This is a genomic window from Streptomyces sp. HD (assembly GCF_028369295.1).
GTDB lineage: Bacteria > Actinomycetota > Actinomycetes > Streptomycetales > Streptomycetaceae > Streptomyces.
Genome location: NZ_JAQMYP010000038.1, coordinates 47,203 through 71,445 on the forward strand (window position 1 = coordinate 47,203; position 24,243 = coordinate 71,445).

Here is a 24,243-nt window from a genome sequence, read left to right on the forward strand (position 1 = left end):
TCCCGGACAGTGACCTTGAACTTCGCGATGCCGCGGTCGGCAGGTGCGGAGACGACGCTCGGACAGGCCGTACGTCGAACGTGACGGGACCGTGGAGGACCTTGTCCGCCGCCACGCTCTCCTCCGGCGAGTCAGCGGGCTCTTCCGGGGCGGTGGCCTGCGTCGAAGCGGACGACTGCGTGGCGGGCTGCTTCTGCTCCGCGCCCCTGTCGTCCGACGACCCCGGCCCTCCTGGCCAATTCACACGTCTCCCCAAGCGATTCACACACCTGCCGCCAGTGATCGGAGCCCGCCCGCCCTCTCGCCCCGACGCTCCGTCCGCAGCACACTTGACCAAGAACGCCATTGCCGCCGGAGGGGGACGTGACATGCGGGACAGCCATCGGGCTGAGGCCGAGCGGCTGTTGGCTCGGGCCGTGGAGGAGGAGGTGCGGCGTTCGGGCGGCCGCATCGAGGGGCAGGTGCTGCTGTCACGGGCGCGCGGGGCGCTGGACTCCATCGCGCAGACGGCGGCCGAGGAGTACGAGGCGTACACCCGGGCCCTGGACGAGGCGGAGGCCGGCCGGCTGACGTTCGGTCAGCGGTTCGCGCGGGAGGGCGGCGGTACGCCGCTGATGGTGGCCGGCGTCGCGGCCCTCGCGGCGCTGGTGGCCGACCTCGCGCTCGGTACGGACACGACCACGGCGGTGGGGGCCGGCGTGACCGTGGGCGTCATCGGCGCGACGGCGACGGTCGTGAAGGTGGCCGGCACGCATCTGCCCGCCGCGCACCACCGCGCGGGAGCCGTCGGCCAGCCCGGCGGCCCGGAACAGCTGCGGCTGCAGTGGCTGACGGCGCTGGAGGTACGGGGCATCCGTCCGTTCCTCGACCAGCAACGGGTGCTGAGCGCGTCCACCGGCCCGAAGAAGACGGGGCCGCGGCTGAAGGGCGCGGACAAGAGCGCGGCGGCCCGCGGACGCAGCGTGCTGGAGCAGTCGTTCGGCCAACTGCCGGAGCCGGTCGATCCGTTCGGGGGCCGCAGGCAGGAGATGGCCCGCATCCGCCAGTGGGTACAGGCCGCGCGCGCGAGTACGGAGACGAAGCCGACGGTCGTCGTGCTGCACGGGGCGCCCGGCAGCGGTCGTACGGCACTCGCCGTCCACGCGGCCCACGATCTGAAGGACCAGTTCCGCGGGGCGTGCGTGGTGGATCTGCGGGGCGACACGACGGAGGAGTCGCCGCTGTCCACCCGGGATGCGCTGCTGCATCTGCTGAACCGACTGGGCGCGCCCCGTGAGCAGCTTCTGTTCCGTGAGCGTTCCTCGGCGGAGCAGCAGGTCAAGCGGCTGAGCGAGCTCTACCACCAGCACCTCACCGGCCTGCCGGTCACGGTCGTACTGGACGACGCCTCAAACCCGGAGCAGATCCGCACCCTCGTCCCCGAGCGCTCCGACAGCCTGGTCCTGGTCACCGCCCGCGAGCCCCTCGACCTGCCCGCGGACCTCGCCGCCTGGGTGCACGAGCTTCCGGTGGCGGCCCTGGACGCGGCGGGCGCGGAGGAGCTGCTGACCGCGACGGCACAGGACTCCTCCGGCCCCTACGACGCCGAATCCGCCGATCTGATACGGCAGTTGTGCGGCGGGCTGCCGCTGGCGCTGCGGATCGCGGGCTCGTCGCTGGGGCCGCGTTCACCGCGCACGCTGGCGACGGACCTGGGCGCGTACGGCCCGGTGGAGCCGATCGAGCGGGTGCTGTGGCTGCGCTACACCGACCAGCCGGAGATGGCGAGACGCCTGCTGCGCCGGCTCGCACTGGCCGGCCGGGCCTCGCTGGGCGCGGCAGCGGCGGCGTCGCTGCTGGCCACGGACGAGGCGGAGGCGACCCGCCACCTCGTGGCCCTCTCCCGGTCGGGCCTGATCGACCACGTCCGCGGCAACCGCTACCGCCTGCACGACCTGGTCCGCGACTTCGCCCAGGCCCGCCTCCTCGACGAGGAGGAACCGGCGGAGCGTACGGCCGCGCAGGAGCGGCTGATCGTGAACTACGCGGAGCTGGCGGACTCGGTGCTGCGCCTGGTCGACGGCAACATGTCGACCCGCTCCGACCGTTTCAGCCCGCACGGCTTCACCTCGCTGGACGACGCGCTGCGCTGGCTGGACGACGAGTCGAGCTTCATCACGGCGGCACTCAGACACGCGGAGGACGTGAACCAGGCGGCGGTGCTGAACCTGCTGGGCGCCCTGTGCGACTACTGCCTGCTGCGGGGCGACCTCTACCGCCTGGGCGAGATCAGCGAGTTGGCCGAAGCGGTCGACCAGGGCCTGCTGGTCCGCTCGGTGCAGTGGCGCACGGGTATCGCGGCCCGGCAGCTCGGCGAGCTGGACAAGGCCCGCACGACCCTGGCCTCGGTGGTGGACCTCTATATGGAGGCCCACCATGACGCGGGCGCGGCCCGCGCCCTGTGCTCCCTCGGCATCACCCTGCACCACCAGGGCAACCTGACCGAGGCGGCGACGAAACTCCGCGAGGCCCTGGACCTGCAGTCGGCGCCCGCGCTGGCGACGGACCGCGCCTGGACGATGCACGCGCTGGCGGCGGTGGAGCGGGACCGCGGCCGGATCTCCGAGTCCCTCGCCCTGCTGACCGAGTCGCTGTCCCTGCACCGCGCCGGCGAGTCGATCCACGGCGAGGCCTGGGCCCACTTCCAGCTCGGCCAGCTGGGCCTGCGCATGGGCGACGTACCGCGCGCGGAGACCGAACTGCGCACGGCCCTGGATCTGTACGGCCGCACCCGCGACGCCCGTGGCGAGGCCTGGGCCATGACCCAGCTGTCCCGCGCCCGGCTGGTCGCCGGCGACCCGTCCCCGGCGGTGGACGGCCTGCGCCAGGCGGCCGCCCGCCACCGCGACAACGAGGACGCGCGCGGCGAGGCCTGGTCCCTCTACTACCTGGGCCAGGCCCTGGAGGAGACGGGCAACCTGGACCTCGCGGTACGCGAGCTGGAACGTTCACGCACGATGTTCTCCCGTATGCGCGACGTGTACGGCCTCGCCTGCGCCCGGCACCACTCGGCACGGGTCACCCGCGACCAGCGCGCGGCGCAGACCGGCTCGCTGAAGAACTCCGGTTTCGCCCGCCAGCTCCTGATGGACGCCCGGGCCGACTTCCAGCGCATCGGCGTCTCCCACGGCGAGGCCTGGACCTGCCTGGAACTCGCGGTCGTGGACGCCGGCAACACCCGCACCCAGCAGGCCCTGACCCTGTGCGACGAGGCGGTGGGCCTGTTCACGTCGTACGGGGACCGCAGAGGCGAGGACTGGGCCCGCTTCCTGCGCTGCACACTGCTGCCGTACGCGGCACCCGGCGGTGTGGAGATCGGGGCGGCCGTGGCGCAGGAGGAGCTGGCCCAGCTGTCCCGCACCGGCCATCCGCTGCGGGACACGAAGCTGGACGACTACGTGGAGGCGTACCAGCTCCTGCTCGAACGCGGCGTGAACCTGGAAGCAGGCTGGCAGGCATGGCGGCTCGGCATGGTGCCGAACCGCCATGCGCGCGAGGTCATGGGGGTGGCGACGACAGCCCGGCAGTGACTCGGGCACCGAGCCCCCGCCGCGCCGTCGCCCTCAGCGCTGCTGTGACCTGGCCGCGCCCGTGGCGTCGGCGCCCTCGTCGGAAGCGCCCGCCTCGGGATCCGGGGCCTCCTTGAAGTCGACCTTGTTCATGTGGCGGCTCATGGACTTCATCAGGCCCCACACCGCCACCGCCATCACCGCGAAGACGATGAAGCCGAGGACACCGGGAGTGACCTTGTCCTCGTCGACCTCCTTGGCGAGGGTGGCGAGCTGTGTCATTGCCAGGCTTGCGCTTGCGCTCATGTCAGGCATTGTCGCGGATGCCCGCAAAGAGGTCGTCCTCGGGGAGGGAGGTATCGACGAGGGACTTCGCGAGCTCGTACTCCTCCGTCGGCCAGACCTCCCGCTGGAGCTCCAGCGGGACACGGAACCAGCCGCCGTCGGGGTCGATCTGGGTGGCGTGTGCGAGCAGCGCCTTGTCGCGGATCTCATAGAAGTCGCCGCACGGCACATGCGTGGTGAGCGTGCGCTGCTTCATCCCGAACTCGTCCCAGCGCTTGAGCCAGTCACCGTAGGGAGACTCCATGCCCCGGTCGAGCATGGCCTGGTGCAGCGCCTCGGTGCGGGGGCGGTTGAAGCCCTGGTTGTAGTAGAGCTTCCGCGGCTGGTAGACGGGGCCGTACTCCGCCTCCGGGTACTTCTCCGCGTCCGCCGCACCCTCGAAGGCCACCATCGAGATCTTGTGGGTCATGATGTGGTCGGGGTGCGGGTAGCCGCCGTTCTCGTCGTAGGTGGTGATCACCTGGGGTCGGAACGAACGGATCTGCTTCACCAGCTCACCGGCCGCCTTGTCGACGTCCTCCAGGGCGAAGCAGCCCTCCGGGAGCGGCGGCAGCGGGTCGCCCTCGGGCAGGCCCGAGTCGACGAAGCCGAGCCACTCCTGCTCGACCCCGAGAATCCCGCGGGCCTCGTCCATCTCCTTCTTGCGTACCTCGTGGATGTGCTCCTCGATGTACTTGTCACCCTGCAGCTTCGGATTGAGGATGGAGCCGCGCTCCCCGCCCGTGCAGGTCACGACCAGCACGTCCACCCCCTCGGACACGTACTTCGCCATGGTCGCCGCGCCCTTGCTCGACTCGTCGTCGGGGTGGGCGTGCACGGCCATCAGTCGCAGCTGGTCAGTCAAGACTCAATCCTCGTAGTCGGCGCCCGGTGCGAACCGGTGCAATTCAATAGGTGCCGTCCCGCAGGGACGTCGTTGAGGGGCGGCGGTCGGGTGGCGGGCGGGGGCTTCTATAGTGACCGAATCGGGGGACGGATAATTCCGGGGGACGGCCCCGAGGCCCCGTTTTGGGACATCCGTCCCGCTCCGGCCGAGAGGACGATCATGAGTACGGCGAGCACGCGGCTGCCCGAGGGCCGCTACGGCCGCTCCTCGGACGCGCGCTCCGACCGCACGCTCAAGGTCGTCGGCACCGTCCTCGGGGTGGCCCTGCTGGCACTGATCGGCTACTTCGGCTACTACTACGTCGGCCAGAACAAGATCAGCGCCGAGGTGATCAAGTTCGACGCCGGCCAGGACGCGGTGAACGTGCACCTGGAGGTCCGCAAGGACGCCGGCGCCTCCGGCTACTGCACCCTGCGCTCCCAGGCGGAGAACGGCGCCGAGGTGGGCCGGGCCGACTTCCGCTTCGACGGTGACGCGACCCGCATCGACAAGGTCGTCACGCTCCGTACGACGTCCCGGGGGACGACGGCCGAGCTGCTCGGCTGCCACGCCGACTGACCTCGCCGACCGAATCCGACCGGCACTGATCGACACCGACCGGGTTCGTCCAGAATGCGTAGGCGCTGACCTGCGTTGATGTGATTCTGATGGCTTATGTCCTCCCCCTTCGGCCATTGAATTGTTAGGCTCGTGGTTTCGCCCTTCCGTGAGGGAACATCCTTCTGGGTAGGGCGATGCTTTGTATTCCCAGTAACTACGAGGAGCACCTGTGACCCAGACCAGCGAGAACGTCACCTGGCTGACCCAGGAGGCGTACAACAAGCTCAAGGATGAGCTTGCGTTCCTTACTGGTCCTGCGCGCACGGAGATCGCCGCCAAGATCGCGGCCGCGCGCGAGGAGGGCGACCTGCGCGAGAACGGCGGGTACCACGCGGCCAAGGAGGAACAGGGCAAGCAGGAGCTCCGTGTGCGCCAGCTGACCCAGCTCCTGGAGAACGCCCAGGTCGGCGAGGCGCCCACCTCCGCGGACGGTGCGGTGGCGCCCGGCATGGTCGTGACGATCGCCTTCGACGGCGACGAGGACGACACCCTGACCTTCCTGCTCGCCTCCCGCGAGTACGCGAGCGCGGACATCGAGACCTACTCGCCCCAGTCCCCGCTGGGCACCGGCGTCATCGGCCACAAGGTCGGCGAGGACGCCGAGTACGAGCTGCCGAACGGCAAGAAGGCCTCGGTGCGGATCATGAAGGCCGAGCCCTACAGCGGCTGACCGGACCGTGCGGCGGCTGACCCCGACCGACCCGTCCTTGACCGGCCCCCGGCGCCCACGTGGCGCCGGGGGCTTTTGTCATGCGGTCGCCGAGCGGTACTTCCGCACGGCCCAGGTGCGGAATATGGCGATGATCAGGACCGAGTAGATCAACGAGGCCCAGACCGGGTGCTGCATGGGCCAGGCTTCCGAGGGCGAGACCCCGGGGTTGGCGAAGAGTTCGCGGCAGGCCTGGACCGTGGCGCTGAAGGGGTTCCAGTCGGCGACGTGCCGCAGCCACGGGGTCATATGGCTGGTGTCCACGAACGCGTTCGAGATGAAGGTGACCGGGAAGAGCCAGATCAGCCCGCTGGACGTGGCCGCCTCGGGGGTGCTGACGGACATGCCGATCAGGGCACCGATCCAGGTGAACGCGTAGCCGAGCAGGAGCAGCAGTCCGAAGGCCCCCAGCACCCGGCCGGCGTTGGTGTTCCCGTCCGACCCCACGCGCCAGCCGACCAGCAGCGCGACCACGGCCAGGACGACCAGGGTCAGCGCGGTCTGGACGAGGTCGGCGAAGGTACGACCGGTGAGCACCGCACCCCTGGCCATCGGTAGCGAGCGGAAGCGATCGATGAGCCCCTTGTGCATGTCGTCGGCGATGCCCGCACCGGAGCTGGCGGTGGCGAACGTGACGGTCTGCGCGAAGATGCCCGCCATCAGGAAGTTCTTGTAGTCGACGGCGCTGGTGCTGGCCCCGATCTGCATGGACCCGCCGAAGACGTAGGTGAACAGCACCACGAACATGATGGGCTGGATCAGCCCGTAGATGATCATCTCCGGGATCCGGGACATCCGGATCAGGTTGCGCTTCGCCACGACCATCGAGTCCCGGACGGACTGGCCGATCGGGTTCGTGGCCGGTGCGACGCGTACGGCGTCGAGAGCGCTCATTTGACGGCCTCCTTGCCGTTCTCCTCGTCCTTCACCTCGGCCAGGTGTCCCGTCAGGGAGAGGAACACGTCGTCGAGGGTCGGGCGACGCAGGCCGATGTCGTCGATCTCGATGCCGCGGGTGTCGAGTTCGCGGATGACCTCGGCGAGCAGCTTGGCGCCGCCGGTCACGGGCACGGTGAGCTTGCGCATGTGCTCCTCGACCGTGGTCTCGCCCTTGCCGAAGCCGCTCAGCACCTCGGACGCGGGCTGTATGTCGTCACGCTCGTGCACCACGACCTCGACGCGCTCGCCGCCGGTGCGGGCCTTGAGCTGGTCGGAGGTGCCCGTGGCGATGACGCGGCCGTGGTCGACGACGGCGATGTCGTGCGCCAGGTGATCGGCCTCTTCGAGGTACTGGGTGGTCAGCAGCAGGGTCGTGCCGCCGGAGACCAGTCGCTTGATGACCTCCCACAGCAGCTGGCGGTTGCGCGGGTCGAGGCCGGTCGTCGGCTCGTCCATGAACATCACGGGCGGCGAGACCACCAGGGCGGCCGCGAGGTCGAGGCGGCGGCGCATCCCGCCGGAGTAGGTCTTGGTGGGGCGGTCGGCGGCGTCGGAGAGGTCGAACTGCTCCAGCAGCTCGGCCGCGCGGGCCTTCGCCGCCTTCGCCCTCATCTGGTAGAGCTGGCCGACCATCTGCAGGTTCTCACGGCCGGTGAGGTACTCGTCGACCGCCGCGAACTGGCCGGACAGGCCGATGGAGCGGCGTACGGCGTCGGGTTGCTTGAGGACATCGATGCCCGCGACGACCGCCGAGCCGCTGTCGGGGCGCAGCAGGGTCGTCAGACAGCGGACGGCCGTCGTCTTGCCCGCGCCGTTCGGCCCGAGCAGGCCGAGGACCGTGCCCTCGGGGACATCGAGGTCGACGCCGTCCAGAGCCCTTACGTCGCCGAAGGTCTTCACCAGGCCTTCGGCATAGATGGCGCCTGGCATATGAATCTCCACGTCGTCGGGAAGCTTCGGAAAGGCTATGAGCTCGTGCTTTTCGTTCCTTGTTCGTTCTCTGTCGTTTCGCGCAATGACTCGGCGTCACGGCGGGGATGCGCGACACACCGTAACGCGATGTATCGCGTCTCTCAACGGATTTTCCCGAACGAGTGGCTCGCGCCTCAGCCGATGACGGTGTAGCCGGCCTCACGCAGGGCCTGGCCGACCTCGACGCAGTGCGCGGGGCCCTTCGTCTCCAGGTGCAGCTCGACCTCCGCCTCCGTGAGTCCGAGCCGTGGGTCGGTCCGTACGTGACTCACATCGAGGACGTTAGCGTCCACCACTGACAACACCCCGAGAAGCGTGGCGAGCGCGCCCGGCCGGTCCGTCAGCCGCAGCCTTACGGCCAGATAGCGACCCTGCGCGGCCATGCCGTGCCGCAGGACGCGTTGCAGAAGCACCGGGTCGACATTGCCGCCGGAGAGCACCGCGACGACCGGGCCCTCGAAGGCGTCGGGCTCGCTGAGCAGCGCCGCGACGGGGCTCGCCCCGGCCGGTTCGACGACCAGCTTGGCCCGCTCCAGGCACAGCAGCAGGGCGGTGGCCAGCTCGTCCTCGCTGACCGTGCGGACCTCGTCCACCAGGTCGCCGATGATCCGGAACGGCACATCACCCGGGCGGCCGACCTTGATGCCGTCGGCCATCGTCGCCGGGTTGTCGACGGCGACGGGGTGCCCGGCCGCCAGTGAGGGCGGGTACGCCGCCGCGCCCGCCGCCTGCACGCCCACGATCCGCACGTCCGGCCGCAGCGTCTTCACCGCCATCGCGATGCCCGCCGCGAGCCCTCCCCCGCCGATGCCGACGACGATCGTCCGCACCTCCGGGCACTGTTCGAGGATCTCCAGGCCGACCGTGCCCTGACCAGCGATGATGTCGGGGTGGTCGAAGGGGTGGATGAACACCGCGCCCGTCTCGGCCGCGTACTCCTGGGCGGCGGTCAGCGTCTCGTCGACCACCTGGCCGTGCAGCCGCACCTCGGCGCCGTAGTCCCGGGTGGCGCTGATCTTCGGGAGCGGGGCGCCCTTCGGCATGAACACCGTCGAGCGCACGCCGAGCAGCGACGAGGCCAGGGCGACGCCCTGCGCGTGGTTGCCGGCGCTCGCGGCGACGACCCCCGCCGCCCGCTCCTCCGGAAGCAGCCCGGCGATCCGGACATACGCGCCGCGCAGCTTGAACGACCCCGTCCGCTGGAGGTTCTCGCACTTGAAGTGCACCGGAGCACCCACCAGCTGGGACAGGTGCCTGCTGCCCTCCATCGCGGTCACCCGCGCCACGCCCGTCAGCATCTTCTGCGCACCGCGCACGTCGTCGAGCGTGACGGGAGGCAAGGAGTCAGCCGTGCGGTAGCTCATGACACAAGTCTCGCAGTTCACAGGCGCAAGGCCCTGGTGTGACCAAGCACCGAGATGGGTTTGCGCAGCGCCGGTACACCCCGCGTCCGGGCCGCGTACCCTGTCCCCCAACCCAGCACCCCCTTCATGAAGTGAGCCCCCGGCCATGCCCACAACACCTGAAATGTCGATGGACATGACGACCGTCGCTGACAGCGGTCTCCTCGACACGCTGCAGCACGAGGTGGCGGTGTTCGCCCGCCGTGCCGAACAGACCCGGCTCGGGGGGGTCGGGCAGGTGCGCAACTCCATGGACCGCGCCGCATACCTGCTGCTCAACCGGCTCGACAAGGAAGGCCCCATGGGCGTCAAGGCGCTCGCCGCGAGCATGGGGATCGACTCGTCGACGGTCACCCGGCAGGTGGCACCCCTCGTCGACACGGGGCTCGTCAAGCGCACCTCGCACCCCGAGGACGGGCGGGCGGTCGTGCTCCAGCTGTCCCCGCGCGGGCAGTCGCGACTGGAGGAAGTGCGCTCGTCGCGACGTCAGTTGATGGCGGAACTGACGCAGGACTGGGCCCCGGAGGAGCGCGAGGCGTTCTGCACGCTCCTCACGCGCTTCAACACCGCGCTGTCCTCACGGATGGCGGCCCAGGGCATCACCGGGGCGGAGACGCCCACGGCGTCCTGAGCAGGCGGCACGGCCCGCCCACGCACGCGTGCACGCTTGATCGGGTCCTGACCCTTGACCCTGGGCCGTCCCTGGCCTCATATGAAACCGGGTCCTCCTGTCGTGCACGACCGGCGTGTCACGTACCTGGCCGGACCCGGTTCCTCAGAGCGCGTTTCAGGCGGGAGGGGCGGTGGGACGACGGCGTGCGGCCCAGGACGCCCGCCGGGCCCGGGAGTTCGAGGCGTTCGTCGCGGGCGCGGCAGGGCGGCTGTTGCATGCCGCGACGCTGCTCACCGCGGAGCCGCCGGATCACAACCCGCGCGCGAGGCGCCTGCTGACACTGTCCCTCGCGCACACGTACGCGTGCTGGGACCGACTGCGCGGTGAGGACCCGTACGACCGTGCCCGCCAGTACCTGGCCACTCGCTTCTCCCGGGCCGCCTGGCACGAGTACGGCGGTCTGGGCGTCCTCGCCCGGTTCCGCCCGCCCCCCGAGGGGCCGCTCGCCCGGCTCTCCCCGCAGGAACGCCTGATCCTGGTCCTCCGCCTGTACGAGGGGGTCGCCGAGGAACAGGTCGGGGCCCTGCTCGGCCTGCCGGCGGAGCGCGTCACCGCGATCTGCGACCGGGCGACGGCGACGCTGCTGCAGCCGCCGCGAGGAGCCGCGCCCGCCGTACTGGGAGCGAAGGCGGTGTCACCGTGAATCGCCCGCAGCGGGAAGCGGCCGCACGGCGGATCATGGAGGGCACGCCACCGCCGGTGCCGCCGGAGCTGTACACGGAGGTCGTGCGACGCGGCGGCCGCATGCTGCGCCGCAGGACGGCCGCCGTCCGGCTGATGTGGCTGCTGCTGTTCGCCGCGACGGTGGCGTTCGTGGTGTGGGCGGTGATGGCCCGCCCGTGGGTGGAGCCGCCGTCGGAGACGACCCCACCGCTGACGGGCTGGTGAGAACCGCCGGCCGGTGACGATCACCGGCCGGCTGCTGGGACCGTCCGGACTAGCCGAGCGCCTGCTGGAGGTCCTCCAGGAGATCGTCGACGTTCTCGATGCCCACGGAGAGGCGTACGAGGTCCCCGGGTACCTCCAGGGCCGAGCCGGCCGCGGACGCGTGCGTCATACGCCCCGGGTGCTCGATGAGGGACTCCACACCGCCCAGGGACTCGCCGAGCGTGAACACCTTGGCGCGGTTGCAGACCTCGACGGCCGCCTCCTCACCACCGGCGACCCGGAAGGAGACCATGCCGCCGAACGTCCGCATCTGCTTGGCGGCGACCTCGTGACCGGGGTGGTCGGGCAGCCCCGGGTAGAGAACGCTCGTCACGCGCGCGTGCCGGGTCAGCATGTCGGCGATCTTCGTGGCGTTCTCGCTGTGCCGGTCCATGCGCACCGACAGCGTCTTGGTGCCGCGCAGCACCAGCCAGGAGTCGAAGGGCCCGGCGACCGCGCCCATCGCGTTCTGGTGGAACGCCAGCTCCTCGCCGAGTGCCTCGTCACCGACGATCAGCGCGCCGCCGACGACGTCCGAGTGGCCGCCCATGTACTTGGTCAGGGAGTGCACCACCACGTCGGCACCCAGGGACAGCGGCTGCTGCAGGTACGGCGTGGCGAAGGTGTTGTCGACGACGAGCTTCGCGCCCGCGTCCCGGGTGATCTGGGCGACGGATGCGATGTCGGTGATGCCGAGCAGCGGGTTGGAGGGGGTCTCCACCCACACGGCCTTGGTCTTCGGGGTGATGGCGGCCCGTACCGCGGACGGATCGCTGGTGTCGGCGACCGACCACTCCACCCCCCACCGGGACACGACCTTCGCGAAGAGGCGGAACGTACCGCCGTACGCGTCATTGGGGATGACCACATGGTCGCCGGGGCTGAGCAGCGTACGCAACAGGCAGTCCTCGGCCGCCAGTCCGGACGCGAACGCAAGGCCGCGACGGCCGCCCTCCAGGGCGGCGAGGTTCTCCTCCAGGGCGGTCCTGGTCGGGTTGGCGCTACGGCTGTACTCGTAGCCGCCGCGCAGACCGCCGACGCCGTCCTGCTTGTAGGTCGAGACCTGATAGATGGGCGGGACGACCGCGCCGGTGAGCGGGTCCGCCGTGTTGCCCGCGTGGATGGCGAGCGTCTCGAAGTGCTGACTGATGTGCCTGTCACTCATGGGAACCGAGCGTAGTCCGCGAACGGAGCGGATGCCGCCGGGCAAATGCGCCGACCGAGCCGACCGGACTGGCTGAGATGCCAGGGCCGGCCCCGGGAAGCCCTCCCCCCACAGAACCCTTTCTCCACAGCCTCCCGACCTCGTTCGCCATTTGTCAGCGGCGTCTGGAACGCTGGAGCCATGGAGATTCTCTGGGTCCTGATCGCGCTCGTGATGCTCGGCTTTGTGGTACTGCCGTTCATGAGGCGCAGGCGGGGCATGATCGAGCAGGTCCCGCCGGGCCACCCGGACGCCGCGGACCCGGCGAACTACGGCTTCGTACGGCAGGAGGAGCTGGACATCCGCATGCCCGGCCCCGACCAGGACCTGCTGGACGTCCTGGACCTGGTCCAGCGCACCCAGGACTACCACGCGGCCTCGCAGCTGCTGGCCGGCACCGAGGCGGAGGGCGAGCTGCGCTGGCAGCGGGTGCAGGCCTTCGCCGGCGCCGCGTCGCTGGAGCTGAGGCAGCGGCCGGGCGGGGTCGCCGAGTCTCCCGGCGGGCAGTGGCTGCGGGTGTGGCGGGCCGAGCAGGCCAAGGACGCGGGCGGCGCGGCCGTACACGCGGAGTTCCTCGTCCAGCAGGCGTGGCGCACGGCGACGCCGGGCACGGACGAGTTCCGGATCATCATGGAGGAGGCGAGGTCGGCGTGCGGCGATGCCGCGCTGCTCGCCCCCGGTGACCCGATCCCGTACATCATCGAGCTGTCGGTGGCCCGTGGACTGGCCTACCCGCGGGCGGAGTTCGAGCAGCTCTGGCTGAAGATCCTGGACCGCGCCCCGGCCCACATGGGCGCACATCTGGCGGCCCTGCACTACTGGTGCGAGAAGTGGCACGGCTCCCGCCAGCTGGCCACCGAGTTCGCGGAAGCGGCGGCGGCCCGCGCGCCCCAGGGCTCCCTCCTCGCCGCCATGCCGCTCTTCGCCGTCTTCGAGCACCTGCCCGAGGTGAACCTGGTCAGCGGCTTCTACCGGAGCGAGGTCGTGACGAAGGCGATCCACGGCGCGCTGTTCGCGGTGCACGCGGCCCGCCCCGACGACCCGATGCTGGCCCATGTGCGCCATCTGCTGATCTTCTTCCTGGTGCGCGGCGAACGCTGGGCGGAGGCCATGGACCAGCTGATACACGTCGACGGCCATGTCGGCGCCCTCCCCTGGACCCTGTCCGCCGACCCGGCCGCGGAGTTCGCGGTGTACCGCGCGCTGGCGGTGGCCGGCTACGAGGCGAACGGCGGCAGCCCGGCGACGCTGCCGCACTGAGCTGCGTATCGCCCACTGCACCGCGATCGCCCCGCTCAACCGTGGTAACGCCCTGCTCGACCGCGTAACGCTCCGCTGAACCGCGTACACGCCCCCGGACCAGAATCCGCGTTGCCGCACCGACCTGCGCTGAGGCATACTCCGCTTCCCCCCACACGAGTTCGTCATGTCCATTTCTAGTGGGGGGACTTGCCCAAAATGGGGGCAACTCTGCGCGCGGTGCGCGCTCTCGTCCTGCTCGCCGGGTTCTATCTGCTCGGTTTCGTGATGCTCGGCGCGCTCGTCGCCGTCGACTGGGCCGTCGCCAAGGGCGGTGTCGGCGGTGTCACCGCCAAGGTGTGGATCGTCAGCGCGCTGCTGGCGATCCCCATCGTGCAGGGCATGTTCGCGCTGCGCACGCCCAAGGACGAGCCGCTGCCGGGCCTGTCCGTGACCGAGCGGCAGGAACCCGAACTCTGGGCGGCCGTACGGGAACTGGCCGAGCAGACGGGTACCCGCGCGCCCGACGAGATCCTGCTGACCCCGGACGTCAACGCGGCCGTGTCCGAGGACGCGACGTTCCTCGGCCTCAAGCCCGGACGGCGCCGCATGTACATCGGGCTGCCGCTGATGGCAGGGCTCAGCGAACCGCAGTTGCGGTCCGTCCTGGCCCATGAGTTCGGGCACTACACGCACCACGACACCCGCCTCGCCGCGATCACCCTGCGCGGCCGCCTCCAGGTGATGCGCACCGTCGCCAGCCTGCACGAGCGGTCCCGCAAGAAGGTCGCCAAGGAGGAGGCCAAGCAGGAGAAGAAGAACGCCAAGCGGCTCGCCAAGGGCAAGAAGGCGGGCTCGGTCGACGCCGGGTCGGCGGGCCTGAGCTACCGTCTCGCCGCCAGGCCGTTCCTCTGGTACGGCACCTTCTACCTGCGCGCCTCCCAGGGCGTGGGCCGCCGCCAGGAGCTCGCCGCCGACCTGGCCGCCGCACGCATCGCCGGCCGCGACGCCACCGCGTCCGCGCTGCGCGAGATACCCGTCCTGGACGCCGCCCAGGGCTTCTACATGCAGTCCTACGCCACCCTCGGCACCGGCGCCGGACTGCTGCCGCCACCCGGCGAGGTCTTCGGCGGACTGCGCCATCTGCTGGCCGGGCGCGCCGAGGAACTGGACGAGATGCGGCAGGCGCTGCCGGAGGAGGAGCAGTCGCCGTACGACTCCCACCCGCCCATCGCCGAGCGCATCGCCCGGATCGAGCAACTCCCCGACGACGGCCGCACACTCACCGGCGCCCGCCCCGCGCTCTCCCTGCTAGCCGACCCCGCCCAGGCGTTCACGGCGCTGGAACAGGCCGCGCTCACCCCCGAGGCACATCAGTTGCGCCGGGTCGCCGACTGGCCCCAGCTGGTGAACGAGTCGATGCTCTGGCACGCCGACCAGGACACCGAGCCGCTGCGCACGGCCGTCACCGAGGTGAACGGCGGCGACGGCTCCCTGACCGCCGTCCTGGACGCCGTCGACGCGGGCAAGCTGTGGCAGGTGGCCGACCGGCTCCCCAAGTCGCAGGAGGCGCAGTCCGCCACGGGCCGCGCCGCCCGCGAGTTCGCGCGCCCCCAGGTGCGCGCCCGCCTCTCCCGCATGGTCGTCGCCGACCTCGCCCGCCGGGGCCGGGCCCACTGGGAGCTGTCCTGGACGGACGCGGCACGGCTGCGCCTGCCGGACGGCTACGAGGAGGAGCTGAAGCAGGCGCTGGACGCGGCGGTGACGGACGTACCGGACACGCGGGAACTGCGCCGACTGCTGGCACAGGCGAGCTGACCGGCCGCCTGCTCCCACCGCCTACTACTCACCCCTGCCGCCCCCCTCCTCTCTCCCCTCCTCTCCCCCCCCCGCTACACACTTCCGCGCTACTCACCCCCTACAACTCACCGCTCAAGGACGCAGAAACCCCATGAGTCACATCCTCCCGATCGCACTGATCCTCTTCGCGATCTACTCCTGGTACCGCACACGCAAGAAGTCCGCCCCCAACAGGGCCGGCGGATCCGTACGCAACCGGGACCTGCCGAAGGCCGCCGCCGAGCTGGGCTTCCTGCCCGGCGAGCAGTTGGACACCGAACGGGCCTACGCCCCCGACCCGCGGATCACGGCCGTCAAGGAGGCCGTGCGGGGCGGGGACTGGAAGGCCGCCGCGCAGTTCCTGGCCGAGGCAGGGCGGGACTGGCAGGAGCGCGACCGGCGCTCCAGTGTGCTGGCCTCGGAGGCTGTCAAGGACGACTCCTGGCTGCTGGCGTGGCGCGCGGAGCGGTCGGAGGACGACCCCGACGTGGCGCTGGTACTCGCCGAGTCGCTGATCTATCTGGCCTGGGAGGTGCGGGGCTCGGCGACCGCGAACCACACGACGCGGGAGCAGTTCGCCGGTTTCCACCGGATCCTGGACGAGGCCCGTGAGGCGTGCGCGCACGCGCAGGCGCTGGCGGGGGACGACCCGTGCCCGTTCATCGTGGAGATACCGCTGGCCAAGGGCCTGGGCTACCCGCACGAGCGGTTCGAGGAGATCTGGGCCGAGATCGTCAGGCGCGACCCGCACCACCTGGCCGCGCACACCTCCGCGCTCCAGTACTGGTGCGAGAAGTGGCGCGGCTCGCACGAACTGGCTCAGTCCTTCGCCCGGTCCGCGGCGGAGAAGGGGGCGCCGGGCCAGTTGCTGAGCCTGCTGCCGCTGGAGGCGTACTTCGAGTACGAGATCCAGCACGACGAACTCGAACAGGACGAGTTCTACAAGCGCCCGGAGATCGTCGCCGCGGTCGACGCCGCCCTGGTCGACGTGGCGGCCGCGGCGGCCGAGAACCCGGACGACTGGCGGCTCGCGCAGATCCGCCATCTGCTGGCCAGCCTGCTGTTCTGGCAGGACAGGTACGAGGCGGCGGTCGAGCAGTTCCGGCTGGTGGACGGTTACATCGACGCCGTGCCGTGGGCGTACCGCGGTGGCCGGGACGCGAAGATCGAGGCCTATGTGCAGCAGCGGGACTACAGCGCGGCGCAGGTGGTGAAGGCGCGGGGCGGAATCTGAGGTGGTGGCCGTACGTTGAAGGGCGGGCTGCCCGGTGGGGGCGTGCCCCCACCGGCGTACCGCAGCCGTCGCCCCGGCCCGTGAGGTCCGCAAGGTTCCCGAGGCCCGCGAGGAAGGAAGCCTCATGCTCTTCGGCCGTACGCCCGTCCTGCCCACCCCCGAGCAGGCGCTGAAGGGCCGTCCGGAACCGGCCTTCACGGTCCCCGACCGCCACACGGTCCTCGGCAACCCCCTTCTCGGCCCCTACCCCGAGGGCCTGGAGGTCGCCGACTTCGGCCTGGGCTGCTTCTGGGGTGCCGAGCGCAAGTTCTGGCAGCTTCCGGCGGGCGTGTGGACGACCCTGGTCGGCTATCAGGGCGGGCACACCGAGAACCCCGCCTACGAGGAGGTCTGCTCGGGCCTGACCGGCCACACGGAGGTCGTCCGCGTGGTCTTCGACCCGAGCGTGATCTCGTACGAACGCCTTCTGAAGACCTTCTGGGAGTCCCACGACCCCACGCAGGGCTTCCGCCAGGGCAACGACGTCGGCACGCAGTACCGCTCGGCGATCTACACCCACACCCCGGACCAGGCCCGCACGGCCGAGACCTCCCGCAAGTCGTACCAGCAGGTCCTGACGGGCTCCGGCTACGGCACGATCACCACGGAGATCCTTCCGGTGGAGGGCAGGACCTTCTATCCGGCCGAGGGATATCACCAGCAGTACCTGGACAAGAACCCGGCCGGATACTGCGGCATCGGCGGGACGGGGGTCGAGCTGAGGACCCCGTTCGAGACGAACTGGGGCGCCTCGTGCCCCACGGGGGTCGCACCCGCGCCGGATACTGCAGAACAGTAGGTCTGCAAGTGCGCCCACCAAGCGGTGTCCGCAATGATCGCGGCTCCGAGTACGTGGCCACCTGAAGAGTCGGCGACGTGTTCAGCCGGTGGCTCGTGGGGTGTCCAGGGATCGGGCGAAATCGGCGAGCGGGTGGAAGTCGTCCTCACGTAGGCCCACCCGCGGGTTGACGTGGTGCAGCAGCCCCGACCCGCGATGGTGGGCGGTTACGTACGTCTGATCCAGCTCGCTCTGTTCGTCGTCCACCCAGGCGAAAGGACGGCCGTTGGCGTAGTCCACCAGTGGACCGGTCTTCCAGTGGACTCCGTCAGGACGTTCTTGGAGCAAGACGTCACCGAAGTCGACGAAGGGAAGTTCCGGAAGGCCGAGCTCCGGTGCGATCCACCGGTTGGCGTCGGCCATCCATGTGGTGGCCGTGGTGTAGCCGTCGGGACGCTACTCCGGCTTGGCTGCACAGGGGTTGAGCGGCCCGTCCACATCGAGGAACAGCAGTGGTCGGTTCATGGTTTCCCCCGGGTTTTACTCACTGTCGACTGCCCCCCGAGAAGCGTATCCGCAGAGATCGTCTCGGCATTGGGCCGCCCTGAGTGATGATCATGACGTGGGTGTGCTCACGGCATCGGAACCGCTTCTCTCGGTCAGTGGCAGTCGTAGCGGTGCGCATGCGGGAGATCGGGGCACTGACGGCAGAGGAAGACGTACAGGCCCCCTGCGTCCCCGATCTCCAGTTCCGGCCCGATGGCGTCGAAGACCGCCTGGGCCGCTGGAGCGTCCCACGTCGGTTGTGTCGTTCCGGGTTCGTGCTCATCCAGCGGGAGCCAACGTCCATAGGCCGGCTCGCCCGTAATGCTGAACAGGTGCTCCATGCGGTGGCCCCGGCCGCAGTGCGGCCAGTCGGGGCTCTGAGTCCAGGCCGGATATCCACCCACCTTGTTCTGCAGAGCACTCGCCGTCTCCGTGTACCAGAACCCGTACCGGTCCTGGAGTTCTTCGAGGCGGGGGCGCAGGGCCGTCAGCAGCTCATCGGGGAGGTCATAGCCCGGGTACTCGATCGCGGGAGTGGGACAGACCGTGCAGGGACGAGGAACGAGGTCATCGTCGTACTCACCCTCGCCGGGCGCGGGGACGTCGCGCAGCAACCCCGCCGCAACCATCTGGGCCTCGTTGCGCCAGAACAGCTTCGGCAGTACCGCTCCGGCAAGATCCTCCTCATGGATGAGGGCACACCAGAGCAACTGCACCACATCCGTTCCCTGAGGAAAATCCAACCAGGGAACGTCACGGGCGAAGAGCTGGATCACCGGCACCATGGGCACCGCACCGGGCTTTGACTGCTCCCAGAGGGCGCTGCCGGTGCCGTAGGCCCAATGCCCAGCCTGCGCACAGTACGGCCATGGTTCGTCAGCCGGCCAGAGCAAGGGACCGCCCATGGAACTGTCACGAACGCCGGGCTCCCCGCTCCTCGGATACAGCAAGATCGTCTCCTTGGCGAAGCCTGCGAACTCCGGTATCAGCTCCGCTATGTCGAACAGTGGCGGGGGAAGCTTTCGGGGCACGGTGTGAAACCTCCAAGGACGAGCATGCCGGCAGGGCGCTGGGCGACATACGCCCGAGCACTGGCAGAGCAGAGTCACATGCGACAACAGGCTCGGCGGCACCGGGGTGTCCTGCCCGATCGGTGTGGCGTCGGCCGAGGGACGGGCAGCGGACTCGACAGAGGCCGGTGAGGCTTTGACCTTGACACGGTGAGAAGGACTTCACTGCCTTCAAGGAGGTGGTCCCGATGACCGTGACGAGACAGCACACCCTTGCGATACGAGTGCTCCATGGCCTGGCGGACGGCCGTTCGTCCGTGCGGCTGCGGGCGGCTCTGGCGGTCGGCAGCGCGCCGGAGCCGCGCTTCGTCGACAAGCTCATCGAGCGATGCGCGATCGAGCCCGAGTTCTTCGTCCGCTCCATGCTGACCTGGGCGCTCACCTGCCATCCGGTGTCCATGACGCTCCCGAAGCTGCTCCGCGAAGTCCGCTCGGAGCGTGCGCAGGCACGGAGCCAGGCTCTGCACACACTGTCCAAGATCGGCGACCGGCAGGCGTGGCCGGCGATCACACGGGCGCTCCTGACCGACGTCGACGACGAGGTGGCTCGGAGCGCCTGGCGGGCCGCGGTCGTGCTCGTGCCGGAGGGCGAGGAGCCCGGGTTGGCGGCGGTGCTGGCGACGCAGCTCGGGCGCGGTGAGCGGGAGACGCAGCTGAGTCTCAGTCTGGCGCTGGCCGCGCTGGGTGAGGTCGGTCTGCCGGCTCTGCGTGCTGCGACGACGGCCCCCGACCTGCGTGTGCGCGCCCACGCACACGCCACGGAACGGCTGCTGCGCGACCCCGACGCCGGATTCGAGTTGGCGATCGAGGAGGCGAAACGCGTCGTGGTCCTCGACGGGTCCGGCCCGGAGGGACGATAGGCAGGTGCTGATCGGTGAAGTGGCGCGACGGTCCGGGGTCAGTGCCCGCATGCTCAGGCATTACGAGTCGCTCGGCCTGGTGCAGCCTTCGGGTCGTACGGGCTCCGGCTATCGGGAGTACTCCGACGACGACATACGGCGGATCTTCCATGTCGAGAGCCTGCGCTCGCTGGGGCTGTCGCTGCGTGAGATAGGGCGGGCACTCGACGATCCCGGCTTCGAGCCCTCGGCGCTCGTCGCCGACCTCATCCATCAGACGCGCGAACGCATCGCGGCCGAGACCGAGTTGCTCACGCGGCTCCGTCGGATCGACGCCGCGGAACCCGCCGACTGGGAGGACGTCCTCCAGGTCGTTGCGTTCCTGCGGGCGCTGGGGTCGAAGAGCGCTGCCGCGCGCCAGCGCGCCGCCCTTTCCCTGGTCGACGAGGTTCCGGTGCCGGTGGAGGCCCTGGTCGAGGCGGTATTGCGCGAGACGGAGCCGAACGTCGCCGGAGCCCTTCGATGGGCGCTGGCCCGATCGGGCGACGGCGGCACGGCACTGCTGGCGGAGGGGCTCGGCTCACCGGTGGCCGCGGTGCGGGAGCGTGCCGTCCGGTCCCTCGCCGAGATGCCCGGTGCTGAGGCCACCGCCCGGCTGCGCGTTGCCCTCGCGAACCCCGACTTCGTGGTCCGCGGGCATGCGGCTCTGGCCCTCGGGACACGGGGAGTGGCCGACGCAGTCCCGACGCTCGTCGACATGATCGTGGAGGGAAGGAACGACACCGACGCAGCCGATGCACTGAGCATGCTGACGAGCGACACCGCGACGGCGGACCGGATCGCCACCAGGCTCATCGACCGCCTCGCCCACGACACCACGCCGGCGCCTGCACGCGTCCGGCTGACGCAGGCGCTGGCGGACATCGCGGGGACCACGGCGTCAGCTGCCCTCGTAGAGCTGTCGTGTGACGGAGACCGTGCCGTTGCGCTGACCGCGGCGTACCTTCTTCGGCTGCGCCACGCAGGGTGACGGATCCCTTCGGCCGCCTCGCGGTCAGTCCTCGGCGCGGGTGGGCAGCCGCCATCCCGGGCGGGGGAAGTGGCAGGTGTAGCCGTCCGGGTAACGCTGCAGGTAATCCTGATGCTCGGGCTCGGCCTCCCAGAACGGGCCCACCGGCTCCACCTCGGTGACGACCTTGCCCGGCCACAGGCCGGAGGCGTCCACATCAGCGATCGTGTCCTCGGCGATCCGCTTCTGCTCGTCATCCACGTAGTAGATCGCCGAGCGGTAGCTGAGGCCGATGTCGTTGCCTTGGCGGTTCTTTGTGCTCGGGTCGTGAATCTGGAAGAAGAACTCCAGGATCGCGCGGAAGTCGGTCTTCGCAGGGTCGAAAATGATCTCAATGGCCTCCGCATGCGTGCCGTGGTTACGGTACGTCGCGTTCGGCACGTCACCCCCGGTGTATCCCACCCGGGTCGCCGTCACGCCCGGAAGTCGGCGGATCAGCTCCTCCATCCCCCAGAAGCACCCGCCCGCCAGTACGGCCCTCTGCGTCTGCGCAGCCATCGTGGCTCTCCATATCTGTCAGCTCGGTCACTCGGGCTGCTCTGCTCGCACACCGTCGGCGTCCCATGCCCGCCCTGTTTCAACGCGCGAGGGTTCCAGGCGATTCCGTGCCCGGACAAGAACCGGTGCGGGTCGTCGGGTGTCAGCGAGGGCGGGCGGTGTTGAGGCGGGCGGCCTGGCGGGTCAGGTGGGCTCGTTCGGCGAGGTTGGGGGCCTGTTGGGCCGCCTCGGCGTAGAGGCGGGCCGCTGTCGTGAGGTCGCCGTCGCGTTCGTGGAGGTAGGCCGCGACCGCGGTGTGACGGGGCAGGGACGGGTCCAGGGCGGCGAGGGCCGTCAGGCCGGCGCGTGGGCCGTCGGCCTCGCCCACGGCGACCGCGCGGTTGAGGCGGGCGACCGGGCTGTCGGTCACGCGTACCAGTTCGTCGTACCACTCGACGATCTGCACCCAGTCCGTCTCGTCGGCGGTCGGCGCGTCCGCGTGCAGGGCGGCGATGGCGGCCTGCGCCTGGTACTCGCCCAGCCGGTCGCGGGCGAGGGCCGCCTGCAGGATCTCGACGCCCTCCGCGATCAGCGCGGTGTCCCAGCGGCGGCGGTCCTGCTCGGCGAGCGGCACCAGGCTGCCGTCGGGCGCGGTCCGGGCGGCGCGTCGGGCGTGGTGGAGCAGCATGAGGGCGAGCAGCCCGGCGACCTCGGGGTGGTCGATCGCGGCCGCCAGCTGCCGGGTGAGCCGGATCGCCTCGGCGGTGAGGTCGATGTCGCCGGAGTAGCCCTCGTTGAAGACCAGGTAGAGGACGCGCAGCACGGTGGCGACGTCGCCGGGCTGGTCGAACCGTACGCCGGAGACCGTGCGCTTGGCCCGGCTGATCCGCTGCGCCATGGTCGCCTCGGGGACCAGGTAGGCCTGGGCGATCTGGCGGGTGGTGAGGCCGCCGACGGCGCGGAGCGTGAGCGCGACCGCCGACGAGGGTGTCAGCGAGGGGTGGGCGCAGAGGAAGTAGAGCTGGAGCGTGTCGTCCACCTGTGACGCGGGACCGGGTGGTGGTTCCTCGTCCACCAGGTCCTCGCGTCGGCGGCGGGCGGTGTCCGCGCGGGTCGCGTCCAGGAACTTGCGCCAGGCCACGGTGACCAGCCAGCCCTTCGCGTCCCGTGGCGGGTCGGCGGGCCAGACACGGACGGCCTCGACCAGCGCGTCCTGCACGGCGTCCTCGGCCGCCGCGAAGTCGGCTCCGCGGCGGATGACGACACCGAGCACGCCCGGTGTGAGGCTCCTGATCAGGGCCTCGTCCATCTGCGTCACTTGAAACTGCACTCCGTGATGCCGGGCTCGGCGGCCAGGAACGGGCGCAGCTCCAGCCACTCGTGGATCGGCTTCCCGCCCGCCCCGGGGGCGGCCGACAGCTCCGCGGCCAGTTCCAGGGCGCGCTCGTGGCTGTCGACGTCGATCACCATCCAGCCGGCGATGAGGTCCTTGGTCTCGGCGAACGGACCGTCGGTGACCGGCGGGCGCCCCTCACCGTCGTACCGCACGAACGTCCCCTCGGGAGCGAGTGCCTGGCTGTCGATGAACTCGCCGGTCTGCTCCAGCCGGGCCGCGAAGTCGTTCATGTACTGCACGTGGGCCGAGATCTCCTCCGGCGTCCACTGGTCCATCGGCACGTCGTTGACCGCGGCCGGAGCGCCTCGGTAGTGCTTCAGCAGCAAGTACTTGGCCATCGTGGTTCTCCTCGGTGCTGGTGCGACCCATTGTGGTCGCGTTCACCTCGGGGACGGAGCCGGACACGGGTTCTCGACATCGCTGCCCGAACCATTTCCTGCCGGTCTCTCCTCGTCGTCGGCGATGGCCGGGAGCACCGCCGGCCTACGGCGCCGAAGTCCCCGTCCCCGACCCCGCCTTGGTCGCGTCCGCCCCCCAGCTCGCCAGCAGCCGCAACGCCTCCGCGGACGGTGACCCCGGCTCCGCGTGGTAGGTGATCAGGCTCTGCTCGGTGCCGTCGGACAGACGGAACGACTCGAAGTTCAGGGTCAGTTCGCCGACGAGGGGGTGCCGGATGTGCTTGACGCCGAAGCTCTTCTCCTTGACGTCGTGCGTGGCCCACAGCCTCCGGAACTCCTCGCTCTTGACGGAGAGTTCGCCGACCAGGGCGGACAGCCGCGGGTCGTCCGGATGGCAGCCGGCGTCCATGCGCAGATAGCTGACCATGTCGGACGCCTTCTGGTCCCACTCCACGAACAGATCGCGGTACTCGGGCTTCAGGAACACCAGCCGCGCCCAGTTCCGCTCCTGCACCGGCAGCTCCGACCAGTCGCCGAAGACGGCCGCCGCCATCCGGTTCCAGGCGAGGATGTCCGCCCGCCGGCCGGAGATGTACGCGGGCACCCCTTCGATCGAGTCCAGCAGCTGCCGCAGCACCGGCCGCACCTGCTCCGTCCGGGCGGCCGGCTTCTTCTTGTGCTGCTTGGGCTTGGCGAGGTGCGTGAGGTGCGCGTGCTCGGCGTCGGTGAGCCGCAGCGCACGGGCGATCGCGTCGAGGACCTCCGCCGAGACGTTGCGCCCGTTGCCCTGCTCCAGGCGTGTGTAGTACGCCACGGACACCCCGGCCAGCTGCGCCAGCTCCTCGCGCCGCAGACCCGGCACCCTGCGGTGCCGCCCGAAGTCCGGCAGTCCGACGTCCTCGGGCTTCAGCCGGGCCCGCCGGGTGCGCAGGAACTCGCTGAGCTCGGCACGCCGGTCCAGGCCCGCCGCGGTCTCGGCGGCCGGTCCTGTCGGGGATTCGGGCTTTTCATCCATGCCTCAAGTATTCCCGGTCGTACGCCCATGATCCTGACCCCGCCAGTGGTAGGACCGGCAGACGTACGTACAACCGAGGTCTGGGTGACTCCCTCGCGC

The 24,243-nt window shown here is 70.5% G+C and carries 23 protein-coding genes and 1 pseudogene; 12 read left to right on the forward strand and 12 right to left on the reverse strand.

The annotated features are described in order from the left end of the window. Positions 1-368 precede the first annotated feature (368 nt). Positions 369-3,569, forward strand: coding sequence for a tetratricopeptide repeat protein (locus POF73_RS31170; RefSeq protein ID WP_272122198.1), 3,201 nt, complete (start codon positions 369-371; stop codon positions 3,567-3,569). Positions 3,570-3,602: 33 nt separating this feature from the next. Here the strand turns inward: POF73_RS31170 and POF73_RS31175 are convergent, their stop codons facing one another. After that, positions 3,603-3,863 carry a hypothetical protein gene (locus tag POF73_RS31175; RefSeq protein WP_272122200.1) on the reverse strand — a complete coding sequence of 87 codons (261 nt, stop codon included), beginning with the start codon at positions 3,861-3,863 and terminating at the stop codon, positions 3,603-3,605. Further along, on the reverse strand, positions 3,856-4,716 hold the full coding sequence (mca, locus tag POF73_RS31180) for a mycothiol conjugate amidase Mca (RefSeq protein WP_272122293.1): 861 nt from the start codon (positions 4,714-4,716) through the stop codon (positions 3,856-3,858). Before mca ends, POF73_RS31175 begins: the two co-directional genes overlap by 8 nt. A gap of 222 nt (positions 4,717-4,938) precedes the next feature. Between mca and POF73_RS31185 the strand changes: the two genes are divergently transcribed. After that, positions 4,939-5,337, forward strand: coding sequence for a DUF4307 domain-containing protein (locus tag POF73_RS31185; RefSeq protein WP_272122202.1), 399 nt, complete (start codon positions 4,939-4,941; stop codon positions 5,335-5,337). Positions 5,338-5,548: 211 nt separating this feature from the next. Then, positions 5,549-6,049 carry a transcription elongation factor GreA gene (greA, locus tag POF73_RS31190; protein ID WP_272122204.1) on the forward strand — a complete coding sequence of 167 codons (501 nt, stop codon included), beginning with the start codon at positions 5,549-5,551 and terminating at the stop codon, positions 6,047-6,049. 78 nt (positions 6,050-6,127) lie between these two features. Here the strand turns inward: greA and POF73_RS31195 are convergent, their stop codons facing one another. The 3 genes from POF73_RS31195 to ilvA all read right to left on the reverse strand — a co-directional run bounded on the left by POF73_RS31195 (position 6,128) and on the right by ilvA (position 9,362). Beyond that, entirely contained in the window at positions 6,128-6,982 is an 855-nt protein-coding gene (locus POF73_RS31195) for an ABC transporter permease (RefSeq protein WP_272122205.1), read from the reverse strand. Further along, positions 6,979-7,956, reverse strand: a complete 978-nt coding sequence (locus POF73_RS31200) for an ATP-binding cassette domain-containing protein (RefSeq protein WP_272122208.1) — start codon at positions 7,954-7,956, stop codon at positions 6,979-6,981. Before POF73_RS31200 ends, POF73_RS31195 begins: the two co-directional genes overlap by 4 nt. A gap of 176 nt (positions 7,957-8,132) precedes the next feature. After that, complete coding sequence (ilvA, locus tag POF73_RS31205; RefSeq protein ID WP_272122209.1) at positions 8,133-9,362, reverse strand: threonine ammonia-lyase; 1,230 nt, start codon at positions 9,360-9,362, stop codon at positions 8,133-8,135. A 163-nt stretch (positions 9,363-9,525) separates the two neighbouring features. Here ilvA and POF73_RS31210 point away from each other — a divergent pair, with 163 nt between their 5' ends. The 3 genes from POF73_RS31210 to POF73_RS31220 all read left to right on the forward strand — a co-directional run bounded on the left by POF73_RS31210 (position 9,526) and on the right by POF73_RS31220 (position 10,962). Then, positions 9,526-10,032 (forward strand): MarR family winged helix-turn-helix transcriptional regulator, encoded by a 507-nt coding sequence (locus POF73_RS31210; protein ID WP_272122295.1) that lies wholly within the window; start codon positions 9,526-9,528, stop codon positions 10,030-10,032. A 172-nt stretch (positions 10,033-10,204) separates the two neighbouring features. Then, a complete protein-coding gene (locus POF73_RS31215; protein ID WP_272122211.1) occupies positions 10,205-10,717 on the forward strand; it encodes a sigma factor-like helix-turn-helix DNA-binding protein in 513 nt (170 codons plus the stop codon). Continuing rightward, positions 10,714-10,962 (forward strand): hypothetical protein, encoded by a 249-nt coding sequence (locus POF73_RS31220; protein ID WP_272122213.1) that lies wholly within the window; start codon positions 10,714-10,716, stop codon positions 10,960-10,962. Before POF73_RS31215 ends, POF73_RS31220 begins: the two co-directional genes overlap by 4 nt. A gap of 49 nt (positions 10,963-11,011) precedes the next feature. Here the strand turns inward: POF73_RS31220 and POF73_RS31225 are convergent, their stop codons facing one another. Beyond that, complete coding sequence (locus POF73_RS31225; protein WP_272122216.1) at positions 11,012-12,166, reverse strand: cystathionine gamma-synthase; 1,155 nt, start codon at positions 12,164-12,166, stop codon at positions 11,012-11,014. A 180-nt stretch (positions 12,167-12,346) separates the two neighbouring features. On the opposite strand from POF73_RS31225, the gene POF73_RS31230 reads away from it, so the two are divergent. The 4 genes from POF73_RS31230 to msrA (POF73_RS31245) all read left to right on the forward strand — a co-directional run bounded on the left by POF73_RS31230 (position 12,347) and on the right by msrA (POF73_RS31245) (position 17,355). Further along, complete coding sequence (locus POF73_RS31230; protein WP_272122218.1) at positions 12,347-13,465, forward strand: hypothetical protein; 1,119 nt, start codon at positions 12,347-12,349, stop codon at positions 13,463-13,465. A 198-nt stretch (positions 13,466-13,663) separates the two neighbouring features. Further along, positions 13,664-15,262 (forward strand): M48 family metallopeptidase, encoded by a 1,599-nt coding sequence (locus tag POF73_RS31235; RefSeq protein ID WP_272122220.1) that lies wholly within the window; start codon positions 13,664-13,666, stop codon positions 15,260-15,262. Between the two features lie 133 nt (positions 15,263-15,395). Further along, positions 15,396-16,517, forward strand: coding sequence for a hypothetical protein (locus POF73_RS31240; protein ID WP_272122222.1), 1,122 nt, complete (start codon positions 15,396-15,398; stop codon positions 16,515-16,517). A 124-nt stretch (positions 16,518-16,641) separates the two neighbouring features. Then, on the forward strand, positions 16,642-17,355 hold the full coding sequence (msrA, locus tag POF73_RS31245) for a peptide-methionine (S)-S-oxide reductase MsrA (protein WP_272122297.1): 714 nt from the start codon (positions 16,642-16,644) through the stop codon (positions 17,353-17,355). A gap of 81 nt (positions 17,356-17,436) precedes the next feature. On the opposite strand, the pseudogene POF73_RS31250 reads toward msrA (POF73_RS31245), so the two are convergent. Then, positions 17,437-17,859: pseudogene (locus tag POF73_RS31250) on the reverse strand (hypothetical protein). 134 nt (positions 17,860-17,993) lie between these two features. Beyond that, on the reverse strand, positions 17,994-18,599 hold the full coding sequence (locus tag POF73_RS31255) for a hypothetical protein (protein WP_272122226.1): 606 nt from the start codon (positions 18,597-18,599) through the stop codon (positions 17,994-17,996). 539 nt (positions 18,600-19,138) lie between these two features. Between POF73_RS31255 and POF73_RS31260 the strand changes: the two genes are divergently transcribed. Then, positions 19,139-19,810, forward strand: a complete 672-nt coding sequence (locus tag POF73_RS31260; RefSeq protein WP_272122229.1) for a HEAT repeat domain-containing protein — start codon at positions 19,139-19,141, stop codon at positions 19,808-19,810. Between the two features lie 4 nt (positions 19,811-19,814). After that, positions 19,815-20,819, forward strand: a complete 1,005-nt coding sequence (locus POF73_RS31265; RefSeq protein ID WP_272122231.1) for a MerR family transcriptional regulator — start codon at positions 19,815-19,817, stop codon at positions 20,817-20,819. A 24-nt stretch (positions 20,820-20,843) separates the two neighbouring features. On the opposite strand, the gene msrA (POF73_RS31270) is transcribed toward POF73_RS31265, so the two are convergent. From msrA (POF73_RS31270) to POF73_RS31285, 4 genes are all read right to left on the reverse strand, one after another. Then, positions 20,844-21,356, reverse strand: a complete 513-nt coding sequence (msrA, locus tag POF73_RS31270; protein ID WP_272122233.1) for a peptide-methionine (S)-S-oxide reductase MsrA — start codon at positions 21,354-21,356, stop codon at positions 20,844-20,846. Between the two features lie 142 nt (positions 21,357-21,498). Then, positions 21,499-22,644, reverse strand: a complete 1,146-nt coding sequence (locus POF73_RS31275) for an RNA polymerase sigma factor (protein ID WP_272122300.1) — start codon at positions 22,642-22,644, stop codon at positions 21,499-21,501. Between the two features lie 5 nt (positions 22,645-22,649). Continuing rightward, complete coding sequence (locus POF73_RS31280) at positions 22,650-23,069, reverse strand: YciI family protein (protein ID WP_272122235.1); 420 nt, start codon at positions 23,067-23,069, stop codon at positions 22,650-22,652. 145 nt (positions 23,070-23,214) lie between these two features. Continuing rightward, positions 23,215-24,144 carry a helix-turn-helix domain-containing protein gene (locus POF73_RS31285; protein WP_272122237.1) on the reverse strand — a complete coding sequence of 310 codons (930 nt, stop codon included), beginning with the start codon at positions 24,142-24,144 and terminating at the stop codon, positions 23,215-23,217. Positions 24,145-24,243: the final 99 nt, after the last annotated feature.